Below are 17,037 nucleotides of genomic sequence, written 5' to 3' on the forward strand. Positions count from 1 at the left end.
GGACAGATGTATGACATTGCCGATAGGCTTAATGGTCACTAGCTGTTTACTCAGCGGTGCACTAATAGGGTGCAGCACGGAAAAATTGAACCAAGCAAATAGTAACGTCTCGACACTGGCAGGCGAGTCTACCATTGCTGATACCATAAAAAATGTCATCGACAATGGTAAAAATAGTCATGACGATTTGCAAAATCTTAAAACTCAATTAGAGCAGCAGCAACAGCAGCTGGAGATGATGAATGCAGAGCAGCAGGCATTGCAAGAGCAATTAAAGCGGCAGCGAGTGACACTAAATATTAAGCCTATGGCCAACGCCAATGCTGGACGTACCGCGCAAGGGACAGCGAGCACCGCATATATTGCATTTTTGGAAGAAGAAAATCAGTTCACTGACCTTGAAACACTGGCGGCTAAAGAAGTCAGTGTTATTCCCAATCGTGAGACCAGTGTGACGTTATCTATTCCACAAGATACACGTTTTATTGCCATTAAAGTGGGATTAAGATATACCAAAAAACGCTCACAGCTGCTTATTCCACTTGATAGTCTCAATTTTGATGGGCCACTTGTACTGAATATTGGCGCATGTGATGTCAGTATTATAAGCGGTATCGACCCAGAGCGAGCGCCTACATTTACCACCAAACTTAAATATTATCAGCAGCCATTAGTGAGCTGTTCGTAGGAGATTGTCTTGAGTAAACATAAAGTACTATGGGGAGAAGGGTTGTTTTTGCGACCTCAGCATTTTCAGATTCAAGACAGTTATCATAACTCGCAGCGGGCGCTAAGTATGACGCTGATGCATCCCTATGCGTATGGAGTATCTGATGTTCAGATCGATCAACAACTTTTAGAAAGTCATATATTAAGTTTTCAGAGCATTTATGCGGTATTGCCAGATGGCACATTGTATCAAGCGCCTCGTACAGATGCCTTACCAAAAGCCATTACGCTAGATACGCGAGACAATAGTGATGAAATTTTTGTATTTTTGAGCTTAGAGATAGTGCACAGTGGTGGCTGCAATATACAGACAGACCATAGTGACAATCCAGCACGTTATGTAAGAGCCGCCGTACAAGCACAAGATTTATATAGTCAAGCGGCTGAAGCCGTTATTGATGTCATTAAACTGTCACCAAGCTTGCAGCTCAGCCATTCTGCGCAAGCACCTAGTAAAGATACCGTGTCTTTATTGGTTGCCAAGCTGGTGCGTACCACGCAAGGCATTTACCAAGTAGACGAGGATTACATTGTTCCAAGCGTCCATATTATGAGCAACCCCGCGCTCGTCACTCAGGTCTATCGTTTGATGACCATGATTAATACCAAGTCCACCTCTTTGTACGACCATCATCGTCAGTCTAACAATGATTTACTAGAGTTTCGCTCGTCAGATATTGCCTCTTTTTGGCTATTGCATACACTGAACACCGCATACGCTCAGTTAAGCCATTTGTACAACAATGCGAAGTTACATCCTGAACGTCTTTATGAGGCGCTATTAAATGTAGCCAGTCAGTTAGCCACTTTTAGCTCATTGTATAAAGTGGGTGATCTGCCTGCTTATCATCATGACAATGCGAATGAGTCATTTATTAGTATCATTCTCATTATTCGTGAGCTGCTTAACACCGTGATTGCCAGCAATTTTATCTCAATTCCGTTACGTCAAAACAAACCCTCTTACTATATGGGCGATCTGAGTAGTGACAAGATTACTCGTGGCTCACAGCTGTATCTGTCAGTCAGCTCTTCGTTACCGATGCATGAGCTCATCGATATCGTACCGCGACGCTTTAAGATTGCAACCCCTGACTCAGTAGAGAAACGTGTATTATCAGCGCTTCCAGGCTCACCCGTTTCGCATGTGACGCAAGTGCCTAGTGCCATTCCTGTGAGACCCGGATTTAGCTACTTCACCATCGAGCCTGTGGGTGAGCTGTATGACGAGATGATAAAGTCTGAATCTATCTGCATTTATGTGCCGAATGGCTTTGATGACTTAAAAATTGAGTTGATGGCTATCGTCCAGTAGTTTTTGAAACTTCAAAGTAGAAAGATTTATAGCAGTCTCGCGTCATCATGTTATGTATGTATCTTATTTAGGGCGTGTTTGATATTCACAAATAGGCACTGCTGATCGCTAAAACGGTTCCAGACAAGGCGCAAGTCGACGATAATGTTAATACCTTAGCGAGACTTGCAACACCGTATGGGGCAGTGTTAGCATCAGCCCCAATGACAAAAAGCAGGGGACAGGACTCTTTTTTGCCGCTTCATTGCTAAAAATAGCCGTATAGAATAACTATACTTACTATTTTTACCTTCGAATCGCCTAAAAAATAGTCTCTGTCAGTGCCATGGCTGAATTATCAAACACGCCCTAGTATCGACTATATGTGGTCATATTTAAAAAATTCGCATTAGGAACAATCATGTCAGGGAATAACTCAATGGGTTCTGCGCCCTCATTATTAGATTCAGGTGAGGTAGCCTCTAAGGTCTCAGCAAACGGTCTTGATAAACGTATCAGCAGCCAGTCGCTGGTTGATATTATGTACGACGGTTTTTATTTGGTATTTTTACTACGTAATCACTATTTCAGTACTGAGCCGCGCAATTTTCGGCAAAAAATATATGACTTTTTAGATAAGTTTGAGATCAATGCTCGCAAAAAAGGATTTTTGTCAGAAGATATTCATGAAGCCAAGTACGCTTACTGCGCATTGATTGATGAGACCATCATGACGTCGCAAGAGCCGATGTTCCAAACGCTAAAAGATGCATGGGAGCTAAACCCTTTGCAGCTGGATTTGTTTGGCTCACAAGTCGCTGGAAACGAGTTTTTTGAGCGTTTAGATGGTTTACGTGAGCAAGGTGAGAAGCGTCTACCGGCTCTAGAGGTTTATCATTATGCCATGCTGCTTGGTTTTCAAGGAAAGTATCGCTTGGAAGCACCTGAAAAAATTCGCTATCTGATCGCGCGCTTGGGTGATGAGATTGAGCATCTACGTGGCAATAAAAACGAATTTTCGCCATTTTGGGCGATTCCCGATCAAATCAAACACACGCTTACGAGTGAAACGCCGCTGTGGATTATCCTCGTGGTAATCTTAGGGCTACTGACGGCGATATTTGCAACCATGTGGCAGGTCACCAATCGCTTTTCTGACAATCAACTCTCAGCATACGATCATGTGATTCAAGAAAATAAAGAACAAGCCCATATTTCTATATTTTTGCCCTAATCTATCATTTATTTTAGCCATAAAAAAACCCCCATCAAAGTGATGAGGGTCTTGGCAAATGCCATAATTGAATCTAAGATGACTCAAAAAATTTACAACTAAAATGTGGCTCTCCAACCTGGGCTCGAACCAGGGACACACGGATTAACAGTCCGTTGCTCTACCAACTGAGCTATTGGAGAATAAGCTGTAAGTATCTAATCTCTTACAACGAGCCTTAGCAGCCTCTAACGAGTTCTTGCTAAGTGGGGCGTATTCTAGCAAAGATAAAAAATACGTCAAGCGTTTTTTTGCATAATGTGCAAAATTTGTCGTTTTAGTGATGAGATAGCAGGTTTTTGCCAAAACATGACTCAATATTCGCAAAAAAACGCCCCATAAATGATATGAGGCGTCTTTTTTATCAAAACAGGGGTTCTTTATTAAAACACGGTTTAGACCAATCGCTCGTTAGCGATTATTCAGCAACGTCCAAATCAGCAACCGCTTTTTCGATACGCGATAAGGCATCTTTGAGCGTGGCTTCATCGGTGGCATAAGAGATACGCATGTAGCCGCCAAGACCAAAGGCATCACCTGGCACCACTGCAACACCCACTTTTTCTAATAACCATTCTGAAAACTCAGTACAAGACGAGAGGCCGGCGGCTTTGATCAGCGGCTTGATGTCTGGGTATACATAAAACGCGCCATCAGGACGCAGACAAGTAATACCTTTAATGGCATTTAGGCCATCGACGACGAGATCACAACGCTGCTCAAATGCCGCTACCATTGGCTCTAATACGCTCTGATCGCCACTAATAGCAGCTTCTGCAGCAACTTGACTGATAGAGGTTGGGCATGAAGTAGATTGTGACTGTACTTTTTTCATTGCACTGATCAATTTAGCGGGGCCACCAGCATAGCCAATACGCCAGCCTGTCATCGCATAGGCTTTAGAGACACCGTTCAAGATAATTGCACGATCTTTAAGTTCAGGCGCTGCGTTTAGGATATTGTAGAACTTATCACCCGTCCAGCGGATATGCTCGTACATATCGTCTGAGGCCACATAGACTTGTGGGTGTTTTTTCAATACTTCAGCGATGGCTTTTAACTCATCTAGCGTATAAATCATACCAGTCGGATTAGAAGGGCTATTCAATACCAACATTTTGGTTTTGTCAGTGATGGCGGCTTCTAACTGCTCAGGCGTGATTTTGAAGTCTTGCTCGGCAGGGCATTTGACGATGACTGGCACGCCTTCAGCAATGATAACCATATCAGGATAGCTGACCCAATACGGCGCTGGAATGATGACTTCATCGCCTGGATTGATAAAAGCTTGGGCAAGGTTAAAGAACGATTGCTTACCACCGACTGATACCAAGATTTCATTTGGCTCATAGCTGATATCGTTGTCGCGCTTGAATTTCTCGATAATGGCTTTTTTGAGCTCTGGCGTACCATCGACAGCGGTATACTTGGTGAAGCCGTTATTGATTGCTTCAATTGCCGCTGTTTTGATATGTTCTGGAGTATCAAAGTCAGGTTCGCCTGCGCCTAGACCGATAATGTCTTTGCCCGCGGCTTTTAGCTCTTTGGCTTTATTGGTAATCGCTAGTGTAGGTGAGGGCTTAATGCTGTTGACACGGTCTGACAGTTGCAACTCGCTCATAAGAGATCCTTTTTTATGTGGTAATGAGAAGTGGTGAAAGTATCGGTGATTTTTCTTTTTGCATTGTAGCACGCGCTTATTATGCTGTCTTATAGAGGTGGTAACAGAGAATGACGAATCCATCGGATAGATTCAGTCGATAAATAATTGCGAAACCACAACAATAAATCGATGGCCTTACGCTATTATTGTTTAGATTTAATAAATAAAATGAATGATTCCTTAATAAAATCCAATGAATACTATCAGGCGTATAAAAAGAACAATCAGTCGCATAGAAAGAACAATGTCTCATTGAAAATTTGCATGAATGGCACGTTTTTTACCACAAATTTTGACTAAAATGATGAAAAGGATATTTACGATGACAGACTCTGCTAAGCAATTACATATTCTCATTACTGGTGCAACTTCTGGTATTGGCTATCAATTAACAAAAGATTATCTACGAGAAGGCCATCATGTATATGCTGTCGGCCGTGATGATGCAGCCTTGGCCGAACTCAAGTCGTTAGGCGCAACAACCATTGAGTTAGACTTGATGGATCGCGACAAGGTCATTGCTGCTTTCAGCGAAATCGAAACGGTGGATTTGGCGATTTGTGGCGCGGGTATGTGTGAGTATTTGGACATGCCAAACTTTGATAGTGCGGTATTTATGAAGGTCATGTCAGTAAACATGGGCACATTATCACATGCCATCGAAGCCGTATTGCCACAGCTCATCGCTTCAAAAGGCCGTTTAGTAGGTATTGGTTCAGCTTCTGCTTACGTGCCATTTGCGCGGGCTGAGGCCTATGGCAGCTCAAAGGCGGCTATTCACTATCTGATGAAAACCTTGCAGATTAGCTTGGCCTCGCATGAGGTGTCAGTCAGCTTGGTGGTGCCTGGTTTTGTCGAAACCCCAATGACCAAACAAAACGATTTTCCAATGCCATTTATTCAAACGCCAGAGCAGGCAAGTCAAGCGATTCGCGATGGTATAAAAAACGGCCACGATGTGATTGAATTTCCCAAAAAACTTACCTTACCGTTAAAGGCGCTGGGTACGTTGCCAGATTTGGTTTGGCAGCAGGTGAGTGGAAAACTTAATAAAAAATAAGCCATCATCGTTATCAAAAACATAGTCTACTAAAGAAAATAGTCCACCAAAGAAAATAGAAAGGAATCGTTTTATGCCGTTTATTCGCCGCCAGCGTGCTAGCAAGCAAACGCCAGCTAAAAACAACACCAGCAAGGCAAAAATTTCTGACGATACTCAAACTAAAAAGCGTATTGCGATCATCGGTTCGGGGGTGTCAGGACTGACTTGTGCGCATTACTTGGTGGCGCACCATGATGTGACCGTGTTTGAAGCCAACGATTATATTGGCGGGCATGTAAATACTATTGATGTGACGTTGCAAGACGGCAAAAAAGCCAAAAATAGCAAAGTAGAAAGTAGTGCGATAGACACGGGTTTTATTGTTTTTAATGAGCGTACCTATCCTAACTTTTTCCGCTTGCTTTATGACTTAAAAGTACCGTTTCAAGCGACTGATATGAGCTTTTCGGTAAAGAACACGGCGCGTCATTTTGAATACAACGGTCATACGCTAAATACCTTACTCTCACAGCGTAAAAACGTTCTCAATCCTAAGTTTTGGCAGTTTATCAAAGATGTCTTACAGTTTAATAAGCACATAAAGCAACTGCGTCAAGACTATGAGGCCACACGAGCTCAAGGCCAAGACGTTAGCGTCTTTACCGAGCAAACACTCGGTAGCTATCTCGCTGAGAAACGCTATGGCAATTTGTTTGTAGACAACTATTTGCTGCCCATGGTTTCTGCGATTTGGTCGACCAGTTTGAGCGACGTGCAAGATTTTCCTTTGGTGTTTTTTGCACAGTTTTTTGACAACCATGGTTTGCTTGATGTGGTCAACCGTCTGCAGTGGTTTACGATCAAGGGTGGCTCAAAACAGTACGTCAATAAATTGGTGACTCGCTTTGTCAAAGCTGGCGGTGACATACAAGTAAATTGCCCCGTGCAGTCTGTGATTCGTAATGATAAGCTTGATAATGTGACAGTAACGATTCAGGATAAAAATAGCACTAATGGCGGGTCTGAAGAGCGCGTGTTTGATGAGGTTATCTTTGCGTGTCATGCTGACACCGCGCTGCATATTCTAAAAGATGCCAGTGCAGAGGAAACTGAGGTGCTGAGTCATTTCCGTTTTACCAAAAATACCGCCGTCCTGCATACCGACACCAGTGTATTACCCAAAAAGCCACTGGCATGGGCAAGCTGGAACTACCTGATAGACGACAAGCCTTTGGATAAAGCACACACCCAAAACACGGTTGAAGAGACGCAGCGTCCCACAAAACCAGTGCTGACGTATCATATGAATATTTTGCAAAGACTCACCAAAAAACATAACTATCTAGTCACTCTCAACCAAGATATCAATGAACAGCAAGTCATCAAGAGCATTGACTACAGTCATCCTGTTTTTGATCAAGCAATGATAGCCGCTCAGAGCAACTGGCCAAGTATTTCTGGTAACGGCTTGCACACGCATTTTTGCGGGGCTTATTGGTTTAATGGTTTCCATGAAGATGGGGTGCGAAGTGGTTTACGTGTGTGTCAATCATTAGGGCATGATATCGATATAAAAGACGACGTTGATCCGATCCATCTGCCGGATGCTGATAGCGCTCATACGCCATTTCGCTACAAGGATTTACCTATTAAAGCAGACATCAAACTGCGCAAATTGAATCAACGTCAAGTGACGACTGCGACCACCAATCAGGAACTTATTGAATACGTTGAGCAATTACAAACAGCGCCAAGCACAAAGCAAACGCTCGGTTTATTTGGCCGTCGTAAAAACAAGTGATATTGTCATGAGCTTAGGGCGTGTTGAACATTCACAAATAGGTACTGCTGATAGCTAAAACTGTTCCAGACAAGGCACAAGTCGACGATAATGTTAATACCTTAACTAGACTTGCAACGCAGTATGGGGCAGTTTTAGCATCAGCCTGAAAGGACAGGACTCTTTTTTGCCGTTTCATTGCTAAAAATAGCCGTATAGAATAACGATACTCACTATTTTTACCTGCGAATCGCCTAAAAAATAGTCTCTGTCAGTGCTATGGTTGAATGTTCAACACGCCCTAAGTAATGTTGTCATAAAAACACATCAACCCCAACGAAGAGCGTGCTATGCCTATCAAAGAAGATTCGTCTAATAGCTTCTTACCGCATCAATTATTCCATGGGACAACATGGCACAGTCGGCTGTTGCCAAATGTACACAAATTCGTTTATCCATATCGTTATTGGGGCGTCAATATTAGTGCCTTGGCGGCAGGACAGACACTTCCTGAAGTCAGCGTGGCAACTTCTGGTAAACATAAAATTTTAGGGAAAGTACAGTTATTTTCAGCGAAGAGAAAGGCATTACAGCAGTTTTGTCCTGATGATTATTTGCAGGGTTTGAATAGCCTAAGTAAAAATAACAATGTAAATAACCTCAATAATAAAGAAGACGGATTGAATAGCTTTCAAGCACTTAACCATCGTTTACACCAAGTATTTACTGACCGTACTGGTAGCGCGCCAATAGGTGATATGCTTGGATTGCTGGTTTGCCGTAATGCTGGTATGTACTTTAGTCCGGTCAATTTTTATATCGGTTTTGATAAACAGCAGATGCCGACTCATTTATTGGCTGAGGTTTCCAATACGCCATGGAACAAACGCCATTATTATGGGTTTTTACTCAATGGGACGAACACTGAGTTTTGTCATGACAAAAATTTTCATGTATCACCTTTCAATCCTATCGACCAGTTATATCGTTGGCAGGTTACGATAAAAAATACGAGCAAAAACACACCGAAGAATACGTCGCAAAAAGAGGCGAAAGAGCAGTCAGATAGATGTTTGCAGGTTCGTATTGCGATTGATATTAGCGATGAGCGCGGTGATGTGTTAAAAACGGGCATAAAAATGACTGGCGTGCCGATGACGGATGCATCTGTTCGTGACAGCTTGCAGAAAAATCCGCTGATGAATTTGACTTCTGTAACGCGTATCTATTGGCATGCGTTTAAGCTCTATGCGATCAAAAAAGTGCCCTATATCAATTATGATGAAAAGCTAGCCGATAGCCAGCAGCAACCAAAAGCACTCAAAAAGACAGGCTCTGACGATTAAAAGTTCAGAAAATTTCGTAATTTTGCCCCCTTAAACTTAGAAAACTTAGAAAACTTAGAAAACTTAGAGCACTTAGACAAGGATAAATATACGATGTCAGCAAGACCGACCGACCGAGCACCAGTCTCCACATTAGAAAAGTTGACGGCACGAATGAATAAGGTGGTCAATGAGAGCACCATTCTGCAACCCGTGGGCAAGGGTGTCAATCACTTGGCAAGAAAACTCATATTTCGCGCTTTGACACATGTTCAGTTTGGTAGCCTCACTATTATCGAAGCGTTTGACGAGCAGTCATCTTATACCCGTCGTTTTGGTAGCCAATCTAGCGAGACCAAGAGTAGCTCGGCAGTTGGTCGACATTCATTGCAGGTCACGTTGATCATCCATGATCGTACGGTTTATCGTCAATTGCTGCTTGGTGGCTCTATTGCGCTAGCAGACAGCTATATCAATGGTGAGTGGGAAACAGATGATTTGACTGGATTGATTCGGTTGGCAGCGCGCAACTTGGCGGTTCTGAACAAACTAGAAAATCGTTTTGCTGGCGTGAGTAAGGCCTTTGAGAAAGCAAAACACCAGCTCCGTAGTAATGATAAGTCTGGCGCTAAGTCCAATATATTGGCGCATTATGACTTGGGTAATGACATGTATCAGCGTTTTTTGGACGATACGATGATGTATTCATCGGCGGTATATCGTACGCCAGATGTGTCGCTCAGTGAGGCGCAGCAGCATAAATTGGCGCTTATTTGCCAGCGATTGCAACTGACTGCTGAGGATCAGGTGATTGAAATCGGCACTGGTTGGGGTGGTTTTGCTATTTATGCTGCCACGCATTATGGCTGCCATGTGACCACCACCACCATATCTGATGCGCAGTATGATGAGGCACAGCGCCGAGTCGAAGCGGCTGGACTGTCTGATAAAGTCACACTACTTAAGCAAGACTATCGTGAGCTGACAGGCCACTATGACAAATTGGTCAGTATCGAGATGATTGAGGCGGTAGGGCACGAGTATTTACCGACTTTCTTTGCTAAGTGTAATAGCTTGCTCAAACCCACAGGATTGATGGTACTGCAAGCGATTACCTTTAATGACCAAAATTATCAAGAATACGTAAATTCAGTCGATTTTATCCAGACGCACATTTTCCCTGGCGGTTGTCTCCTCTCAAATCAAGAGCTAAATACGCAGTTTGCTGAGCAGACGGATATGGTCATCAAGCAATTGCATGATTATGGCTTTGACTATGCCCATACATTGCGAGATTGGCGTGCTGCATTCATGGCACAGCGCGAGGAGATAATAGCACTGGGTTATGATGATGCCTTTATTCGCTTATGGGATTTTTACTTCTGTTACTGTGAAGGTGGTTTTTTGGAGCGGACGATTGGGGTGGTACAATTGACAGCTGTGAAGCCAAATAATATTGACACGATGCACTTCGCTGATTTGCCATCCAATGACAGTCTACCAGAGGCGCAAAGCAGCCATTTGATTGACGATTTGATGCATGATAACGGTGATTGTACGTGTGGAAACCACACCATGTCTTCATAAGCTGTGATCGAAACAATCTAAATAAAAGGAGTTCGTTATGGGTTATGTATTTATCTATCTTGCTGCTGTGGTCATATTTTTGGGTGTCGATGCCGTTTGGCTAACGACCATGAAAGGGGCTTTTTATGAGTCGCGTATCGGCCATTTATTGGCTGATGAACCAAATATGATGGCTGCTGGCGTATTTTATATGTTTTATGTCTTGGCACTCTGTATATTGATTCTATATCCGCAAATCAAAGCGGGCGCATCGGTTGGCCATATTTTCTTGCTCGGCGGCTTAATCGGACTGATGGCTTATGGCACTTATGACTTTACCAATTTGGCACTGTACAAGGGTTTTACGTTAGATACAGCATTGGTTGATTTTGCTTGGGGCGGGATTTTGACGGGTTCTGTGAGTGCCATTGTCGCATGGCTCGCTTATCGTTTTCATTGGTTGAGTTAAATGGTTAGCGTCATTATCAAGTTGTCCATTTACACAATCTAGATTATTTACAAATGCTTTGACTCGACTGTATAAATGACAGTCAGAATATGAGTTTTACACAATCGTAAGGAATGTTATGCCGCAATACAATACCAGTTCAACCGCCAAAAAAGCGCCTCTAAAGAACGAGCTTTATATGTCGATACTGATGACGCCTGATATGGCGAACTTCATCGGGAACGTGCATGGCGGTGATTTGTTGAAGATGTTGGATCAGGTCGCTTATGCGTGTGCCAGCCGCTATAGTGGCAACTACGTGGTGACACTGTCTGTGGATCAAGTGATGTTCCGTGAGCCTATCTATGTTGGTGAATTGGTTACCTTTGCGGCAAGTGTCAATTATGTGGGAAACACCTCAATGGAGATAGGCATTCGCGTCGAAGCTGAAGACGTGCGTGCCCGTACCGTGCGCCATACCAACAGTTGCTATTTTACGATGGTTGCTATTGATGATAATGGCAAGCCAACGCCTGTACCGCCTCTCAATATCAAAAATAAAATGCAGCAGTGCCGTGCTGATGCAGCGCTTGAGCGCAAGAACTTGCGTATGGAAAGCTCATATCGTCCAAGCTGCGATATAGAAGAGATGGATGGAGAGCTGCCTAATAATGGTGAAGAATAGTCTGAGTAAAAAAATAATAGTAAACCTGAAAGTATGAGTAGTGGTGTCAAACTTAAGGCGATTTGACGCTATCAATACCCAATGCAGAGATACTTGTTTTGTCTGATCACTAAATCACGAAACTAAGGTTAGAGGTTTAGGAATATTTAGCCTAAGCATTATATTCATAGATCTGATTAATAATATACGTTTGCTTATTTCTATATCATAAAAAAGGCTACCTATATATAGGTAGCCTTTTTGTTATACGTGATGTTTATAATTTTAAGATTTTAATACACTAAATCATAAAGGTATTATTTCTTTGGTGCATTGGCACCGATGAACCAAGCGTCTTTATCAATGATACGGCTGGCTTCTGTCAACAAATCAGCGGTATCTTCATCACCCGCGTCACCCGCAGTATCAATTGCTTTACGTAGCGTTTCAGCGACTTTTTTATAGCGATCAGTGATTTCACGAACGTGTTGATCGACCTCAGTAATATCAGTTGGATAGTCATCCAAAATAGAGTCTTTTGCCACACGGCTTGCTAGCCCGTTTGGTTGGCCACCCAAAATCACAATACGTTCAGCAATGGTGTCTGATACTTCACGAATACGATCTGCAGTATCATCTAATAACTGATGTACACCAATGAAGCCCTTACCTTGTAAGTTCCAATGGCACTGCTTACCGTCTAGCGTTAAATCAATAACATTTGCCAAGTTTGCGTTTAACAGTTCGATCATTTTTTTGGCAGTGTCGTCTGATATGCCACTTGCGTAACGTTCTCTCATATTTTACTCCGTTATTTTGTTTTTACTAAATATGGTCTTTAATAACTATTTTGTCACTACATTTTTTATATGCATTGTTATTAATATTTTGCTTGGTAAGTGCTTATTAAATTACAGCTTGTTAATTCAGTATCGATGATAGCAGCTTAAAAGGAAGATGGAACCCTAAAGCGTTAGGCTTTATTGAGTGGTCGTGTAATGAGTTTGTTAATCATGAAAAGCTTTGTAAATTTAACGGATACTGTGTGCGTTTTTTATAACCACTTTAGATTTATTCACCAATTATGTGTTGGTAAATAGAGGGGTTATACGCGTAGATTTTAAGTTGCACTGTCGACTATAATCATAAGACAGAACCAGCAATCATCCTTTAAAATTACGAATTTGAACCCCATACTGTAATAAACCTCAATAAGAAGAAAGCCATTATGCGAATGCCTGAACCACGTTCATCGCGTCAGTTAAATCAATTGGCCACCCAGCTCCAAGGCGAAGCTGAAATTAGTGGTGTCAATGCGTCAGGGACGCAAATTTCGAGTCGTGCCTTTGAGATGGTGACAGACTTTGAGCCAGCAGGCGATCAGCCGCAAGCAATTAAAAAGCTTGTAAACGGTATCAATTCTGGTATGGACGAACAGCTGTTACTGGGCGTCACGGGTTCTGGTAAGACTTATACCATGGCTAAGGTTATCTCCGAGACTCAGCGCCCGACGATTATTATGGCGCACAACAAGACGCTTGCTGCGCAGCTATATGGCGAGTTCAAATCATTTTTCCCTAATAATGCAGTTGAGTATTTTGTCAGTTATTATGACTACTATCAGCCGGAAGCTTATGTGGCTGCCAGCGATACTTTTATTGAAAAAGACAGTGCCATCAATGACCATATTGACCAAATGCGCTTATCAGCCACGCGTGCGCTGTTAGAACGTCGTGATGCGATTATCGTGGCTTCAGTATCGTGTATTTATGGTTTGGGTGATCCAGAAAGCTATCTAAAAATGCTGTTGCATGTCGTCGTGGGCGATAAAATCGATCGTACTGCGACGATTAAGCGTTTGGTTGAAATGCAATACACACGTAACGAGCTGGATTTTGGCCGTGGTACTTATCGCCTGCGTGGTGAGCTGCTGGATATCTATCCTGCTGAGTCTGAACAACTGGCAGTACGTGTGCATCTGTTTGACAATGAAGTGGAGAAGATCACTTGGTTTGACCCTTTAACGGGCAAAACGGTGCGCAACGTACCGCGTATTACCATTTATCCAAAATCGCATTATGTGACACCGCGCAACAAACTAGAAGCTGCCAGCCATACAATTCGCGCTGAGTTAGAGCCACGTTTAGAGTATTTTCGCGACAACAACAAGCTGATTGAAGCACAGCGTCTTAAAGAGCGTACGCAGTATGATCTAGAGATGATTCAGCAGCTTGGCTACTGTAATGGTATCGAAAACTACTCACAGCACCTCTCTGGTCGTCCGTCAGGGGAGGCTCCACCGACCTTGTTTGATTATATTCCAGAAGACGCGCTGCTGTTTATTGATGAGTCGCATGTGACCGTTTCGCAGATTGGAGCGATGTACAAAGGCGATAGATCACGTAAAGAAAATTTGGTCAATTATGGTTTTCGTCTGCCAAGTGCGATGAACAATCGCCCGATGAAGTTTGAAGAATGGGAGCGCATCAAACCAAAGACGATTTATGTGAGTGCCACGCCTGCGTTGTACGAATTAGAACACAGCGAGCAAGTGGTTGAGCAAGTTGTGCGTCCAACGGGTCTGATTGATCCTGAGATCGAGATACGTCCTGTATTGACGCAAGTCGATGACGTGCTATCGGAGATTACCAAGCGCCGCGAAAAAGATGAGCGTGTGTTGATTACGACCTTGACCAAACGTATGTCAGAGGACTTGACCAGTTATCTTAAAGAATACGATGTCAAAGTCGCTTATTTGCATTCAGATATCGATACGGTAGAGCGTATGCAGATTATTCATGAGCTGCGTACTGGCGTCCATGATGTCTTGGTGGGTATCAATCTATTGCGTGAGGGTCTCGATATGCCAGAGGTCTCACTGGTCGCCATATTTGATGCAGATAAAGAAGGCTTTTTGCGTTCTGAGCGTGCGCTTATTCAGACCATTGGTCGTGCTGCCCGTCACTTAAATGGTAAGGCCATTCTTTATGCTGATCGTATTACCAACAGTATGCAAAAAGCGATAGATGAGACAGACCGTCGCCGTGAAAAGCAGGTTGCCTTTAATATCGAGCATAACATTACGCCCAAAGGCGCGCGCCGTAGTATCACTGATAAGATTGATACAGGTGATGACCATAATGCCAATGACAATCAAGTGATCCCAATCAAGAGTAATTTGCCGGATGTGGATATCAATATATTGCGCAGTCCCGATTTGCTGGCCAAAGAAATTAAGCGCCTTGAGAAACAAATGCAGCAAATGTCGCGTGATTTAAAATTTGAAGAGGCAGCAAAAACGCGTGATAGAGTGCTAGAGCTAAAAGCGCATTTAATCTAAACCACTTCTCATTTTTACCAACCTCAAACGCAGTTTTACATATCCCGTCTTAAAAATGGTCAGCGTATCTTGTAGAATAATTTAATAAAGCACGACCTATTAGGCATATAGATAAATGCTAGGCGATGGTCATAAAGTCAGGCGTGCTCACTTATGTTATAAATTTTACGTTAAAGGATTTTTTATGTTTGATATCAAGTCATTTTTTAAACGAGAAGTAGAAAAAAAGCTCATGGATGTTGACGATTATATCTTTATGCCTGAACGGTTAGAAATGGAGCTTGATGGTGGTTCATTAAATTGTGTGCTAAATAGTGATGGTCGGGTCGATATCTTTTATACTAAGCAAGGTGTGACAGAAGTGAGCTCCGCCCCACGTAAGCATCCATTCACGTCATTCGAAACCGAATTACATCATGGGGTGTACGATGATGTGATTGATGATTTGGTCAAAGAAGTCAGTAAAATTATCGATAGCTCTTCGAAATACTTTCGTCGAAATAAAACATTGTCCTCTGCGCCATCGTTACCGTCTAGGCCTTTATCATGAGTAGATTGTAGACGGGTCTATAATATTGTCTACATTAAAATCTCAGAAATAAAAAAAGGGGACACTATATATGTTGTCCCCTTTTTTGGTCTTATATTTTTAGCCTATCAGCGCTCAATAAGTCATTCAATAATATGTATTTAATGGCTTATTTGGTAAAACTTGCATAACAGCTTTGTAAAGATTTTGCGACCACTTTGGCGACCAGCTGTGTACGATATTGTGAATCTATGGCGGCATTACCCAGTTCAACGAGCGTCACCTGTTGCGGTGCTTGCTCACTGACACAGCCACAAACATTACTTTTTACCGCTTCTTGTTGGGTTTCCGTCATCGCCACGCTGGCAATGCGCCAAGCACTCTGTTTCTCAATTTGGCTACGGCACTGATTATCAATCGCCGACTTAAAGACATTCATACCAATTTCATTTGCCGTACCGATAGCGTTGCCTGTTGTGGTATTGGCACCACCAGTGGTTGTACATCCAGCTAGAACCAAGGTCGCAAGCATGACGGTTGAAGCAAGGTATTTTTTCATGGGTTAATCCTTTAAGTTTGTTAATTACGATAGATATAAGAGTTGGTATGACCAGCAGTGCTACTAGCCTGATTGGCTGGTGATTATTGCATATTTTTAATGAAGGTAGTCGTATTTTGAACCAAAAAAAACCAGTTAAAACATAATGTCTTAACTGGCTACAGGTATACAAGATTGTTTGACCGTTTTTAGACGTTTTTGCCATGTTGTTTTTGTTGAATGTCTTTGGCCAATTTATAGCATTCATTGATATGATCGTTCGCGATTTTCTTAAAGATCGTGTAACCCAAGGTCGCTGCCACCAATTGACCACCCAACGGGATAAATTTTGTGACTTGTTTGGCGGCAATACGACCACCAAAACCTTGAATGGTTTTTTTGACAAGACCACGTGTTGCCATTAGGCCAGCAAAGTCGACAGTACGATCTTTAACCGCACTCCAATGTATTTCTTTTGATTGTAAGTCGATTGCTGATTTGCGATCTTCAATCAAACCAAAACGCTCACTAATTTCAGGGACAAGCTGAGTGAGCATACCGGCATCAACGGCCACATCAAAAAAGGGTACAGGAACGATAGCCACACCAGCAGATACTCTGGCACGCTTTTTTACCAATTTTTGGCATTCTTTTTTAACTTGTTCAAGGTCTAAATTTGGATCGATAGTATTTGGTAATTTTTCCGCAAGAGGTGTCGTTTTCATAAAAATTCCTTATAAATCATAAATGGATTAAGTTGGATAACAAGTATTTCAGATGGCTACTATTTTATGGATTTATGAGCGGCATACAATTAGTGCTTTGTAGCAAAATGCAGGAAATTAC

The 17,037-nt window shown here is 42.5% G+C and carries 15 protein-coding genes and 1 tRNA gene; 11 read left to right on the plus strand and 5 right to left on the minus strand.

Features of this window, described 5'->3' with window-relative positions; translation table 11 throughout:
- Positions 1-10: 10 nt before the first annotated feature.
- The 3 genes from JMY02_RS08375 (at position 11) to icmH (ending at position 3,257) form a co-directional block, all read left to right on the plus strand.
- The gene (locus JMY02_RS08375) at positions 11-688 is read left to right on the plus strand and encodes a hypothetical protein (protein ID WP_201597142.1); all 678 of its coding nucleotides are present in this window, start codon (positions 11-13) and stop codon (positions 686-688) included.
- Between the two features lie 9 nt (positions 689-697).
- Positions 698-2,044 carry a type VI secretion system baseplate subunit TssK gene (gene tssK / locus JMY02_RS08380; RefSeq protein ID WP_201597143.1) on the plus strand — a complete coding sequence of 449 codons (1,347 nt, stop codon included), beginning with the start codon at positions 698-700 and terminating at the stop codon, positions 2,042-2,044.
- Between the two features lie 400 nt (positions 2,045-2,444).
- Complete coding sequence (gene icmH, locus JMY02_RS08385; RefSeq protein ID WP_201597146.1) at positions 2,445-3,257, plus strand: type IVB secretion system protein IcmH/DotU; 813 nt, start codon at positions 2,445-2,447, stop codon at positions 3,255-3,257.
- A 106-nt stretch (positions 3,258-3,363) separates the two neighbouring features.
- Here the strand turns inward: icmH and JMY02_RS08390 are convergent.
- Together JMY02_RS08390 and JMY02_RS08395 are read right to left on the minus strand one after the other, a co-directional pair.
- Positions 3,364-3,439 (minus strand) — tRNA-Asn (locus JMY02_RS08390).
- Positions 3,440-3,714: 275 nt separating this feature from the next.
- Entirely contained in the window at positions 3,715-4,917 is a 1,203-nt protein-coding gene (locus JMY02_RS08395) for a pyridoxal phosphate-dependent aminotransferase (protein WP_201597148.1), read from the minus strand.
- A 364-nt stretch (positions 4,918-5,281) separates the two neighbouring features.
- Between JMY02_RS08395 and JMY02_RS08400 the strand changes: the two genes are divergently transcribed.
- From JMY02_RS08400 to JMY02_RS08425, 6 genes are all read left to right on the plus strand, one after another.
- The gene (locus tag JMY02_RS08400) at positions 5,282-6,019 is read left to right on the plus strand and encodes an SDR family NAD(P)-dependent oxidoreductase (RefSeq protein WP_201597150.1); all 738 of its coding nucleotides are present in this window, start codon (positions 5,282-5,284) and stop codon (positions 6,017-6,019) included.
- A 73-nt stretch (positions 6,020-6,092) separates the two neighbouring features.
- Entirely contained in the window at positions 6,093-7,802 is a 1,710-nt protein-coding gene (locus tag JMY02_RS08405; protein WP_201597152.1) for an NAD(P)/FAD-dependent oxidoreductase, read from the plus strand.
- A 329-nt stretch (positions 7,803-8,131) separates the two neighbouring features.
- Positions 8,132-9,127 (plus strand): DUF1365 domain-containing protein, encoded by a 996-nt coding sequence (locus JMY02_RS08410; protein ID WP_201597153.1) that lies wholly within the window; start codon positions 8,132-8,134, stop codon positions 9,125-9,127.
- 93 nt (positions 9,128-9,220) lie between these two features.
- Positions 9,221-10,693 (plus strand): SAM-dependent methyltransferase, encoded by a 1,473-nt coding sequence (locus JMY02_RS08415; RefSeq protein ID WP_201597154.1) that lies wholly within the window; start codon positions 9,221-9,223, stop codon positions 10,691-10,693.
- A gap of 37 nt (positions 10,694-10,730) precedes the next feature.
- Complete coding sequence (locus JMY02_RS08420) at positions 10,731-11,141, plus strand: DUF2177 family protein (RefSeq protein WP_201597155.1); 411 nt, start codon at positions 10,731-10,733, stop codon at positions 11,139-11,141.
- Between the two features lie 118 nt (positions 11,142-11,259).
- Positions 11,260-11,805: an acyl-CoA thioesterase gene (locus JMY02_RS08425; RefSeq protein ID WP_201597156.1), complete on the plus strand. Its 546-nt coding sequence runs from the start codon at positions 11,260-11,262 to the stop codon at positions 11,803-11,805.
- 296 nt (positions 11,806-12,101) lie between these two features.
- Here JMY02_RS08425 and dps read toward each other — a convergent pair whose 3' ends face one another.
- Entirely contained in the window at positions 12,102-12,584 is a 483-nt protein-coding gene (gene dps, locus JMY02_RS08430; RefSeq protein ID WP_201597157.1) for a DNA starvation/stationary phase protection protein Dps, read from the minus strand.
- Positions 12,585-13,012: 428 nt separating this feature from the next.
- On the opposite strand from dps, the gene uvrB reads away from it, so the two are divergent.
- Both uvrB and JMY02_RS08440 read left to right on the plus strand, forming a co-directional pair.
- On the plus strand, positions 13,013-15,124 hold the full coding sequence (uvrB, locus tag JMY02_RS08435; protein WP_201597159.1) for an excinuclease ABC subunit UvrB: 2,112 nt from the start codon (positions 13,013-13,015) through the stop codon (positions 15,122-15,124).
- Between the two features lie 184 nt (positions 15,125-15,308).
- Entirely contained in the window at positions 15,309-15,674 is a 366-nt protein-coding gene (locus JMY02_RS08440) for a hypothetical protein (RefSeq protein ID WP_201597161.1), read from the plus strand.
- 148 nt (positions 15,675-15,822) lie between these two features.
- Here JMY02_RS08440 and JMY02_RS08445 read toward each other — a convergent pair whose 3' ends face one another.
- Together JMY02_RS08445 and JMY02_RS08450 are read right to left on the minus strand one after the other, a co-directional pair.
- Complete coding sequence (locus JMY02_RS08445; protein ID WP_201597163.1) at positions 15,823-16,212, minus strand: hypothetical protein; 390 nt, start codon at positions 16,210-16,212, stop codon at positions 15,823-15,825.
- A gap of 188 nt (positions 16,213-16,400) precedes the next feature.
- Positions 16,401-16,916, minus strand: a complete 516-nt coding sequence (locus JMY02_RS08450; RefSeq protein ID WP_021813976.1) for a DUF697 domain-containing protein — start codon at positions 16,914-16,916, stop codon at positions 16,401-16,403.
- Between the last annotated feature and the right edge of the window lie 121 nt (positions 16,917-17,037).

The organism is Psychrobacter vallis, assembly GCF_904846715.1.
Taxonomy (GTDB): domain Bacteria; phylum Pseudomonadota; class Gammaproteobacteria; order Pseudomonadales; family Moraxellaceae; genus Psychrobacter; species Psychrobacter vallis.

Bases quoted from the DNA above. Each gene is read 5' to 3' on its own strand.
- JMY02_RS08375 (WP_201597142.1), top strand. From the start codon at position 11: ATGACATTGCCGATAGGCTTAATGGTCACTAGCTGTTTACTCAGCGGT.
- icmH (WP_201597146.1), top strand. From the start codon at position 2,445: ATGTCAGGGAATAACTCAATGGGTTCTGCGCCCTCATTATTAGATTCA.
- JMY02_RS08395 (WP_201597148.1), bottom strand. From the start codon at position 4,917: ATGAGCGAGTTGCAACTGTCAGACCGTGTCAACAGCATTAAGCCCTCA.
- JMY02_RS08400 (WP_201597150.1), top strand. From the start codon at position 5,282: ATGACAGACTCTGCTAAGCAATTACATATTCTCATTACTGGTGCAACT.
- JMY02_RS08405 (WP_201597152.1), top strand. From the start codon at position 6,093: ATGCCGTTTATTCGCCGCCAGCGTGCTAGCAAGCAAACGCCAGCTAAA.
- JMY02_RS08410 (WP_201597153.1), top strand. From the start codon at position 8,132: ATGCCTATCAAAGAAGATTCGTCTAATAGCTTCTTACCGCATCAATTA.
- JMY02_RS08415 (WP_201597154.1), top strand. From the start codon at position 9,221: ATGTCAGCAAGACCGACCGACCGAGCACCAGTCTCCACATTAGAAAAG.
- JMY02_RS08420 (WP_201597155.1), top strand. From the start codon at position 10,731: ATGGGTTATGTATTTATCTATCTTGCTGCTGTGGTCATATTTTTGGGT.
- JMY02_RS08425 (WP_201597156.1), top strand. From the start codon at position 11,260: ATGCCGCAATACAATACCAGTTCAACCGCCAAAAAAGCGCCTCTAAAG.
- dps (WP_201597157.1), bottom strand. From the start codon at position 12,584: ATGAGAGAACGTTACGCAAGTGGCATATCAGACGACACTGCCAAAAAA.
- uvrB (WP_201597159.1), top strand. From the start codon at position 13,013: ATGCGAATGCCTGAACCACGTTCATCGCGTCAGTTAAATCAATTGGCC.
- JMY02_RS08440 (WP_201597161.1), top strand. From the start codon at position 15,309: ATGTTTGATATCAAGTCATTTTTTAAACGAGAAGTAGAAAAAAAGCTC.
- JMY02_RS08445 (WP_201597163.1), bottom strand. From the start codon at position 16,212: ATGAAAAAATACCTTGCTTCAACCGTCATGCTTGCGACCTTGGTTCTA.
- JMY02_RS08450 (WP_021813976.1), bottom strand. From the start codon at position 16,916: ATGAAAACGACACCTCTTGCGGAAAAATTACCAAATACTATCGATCCA.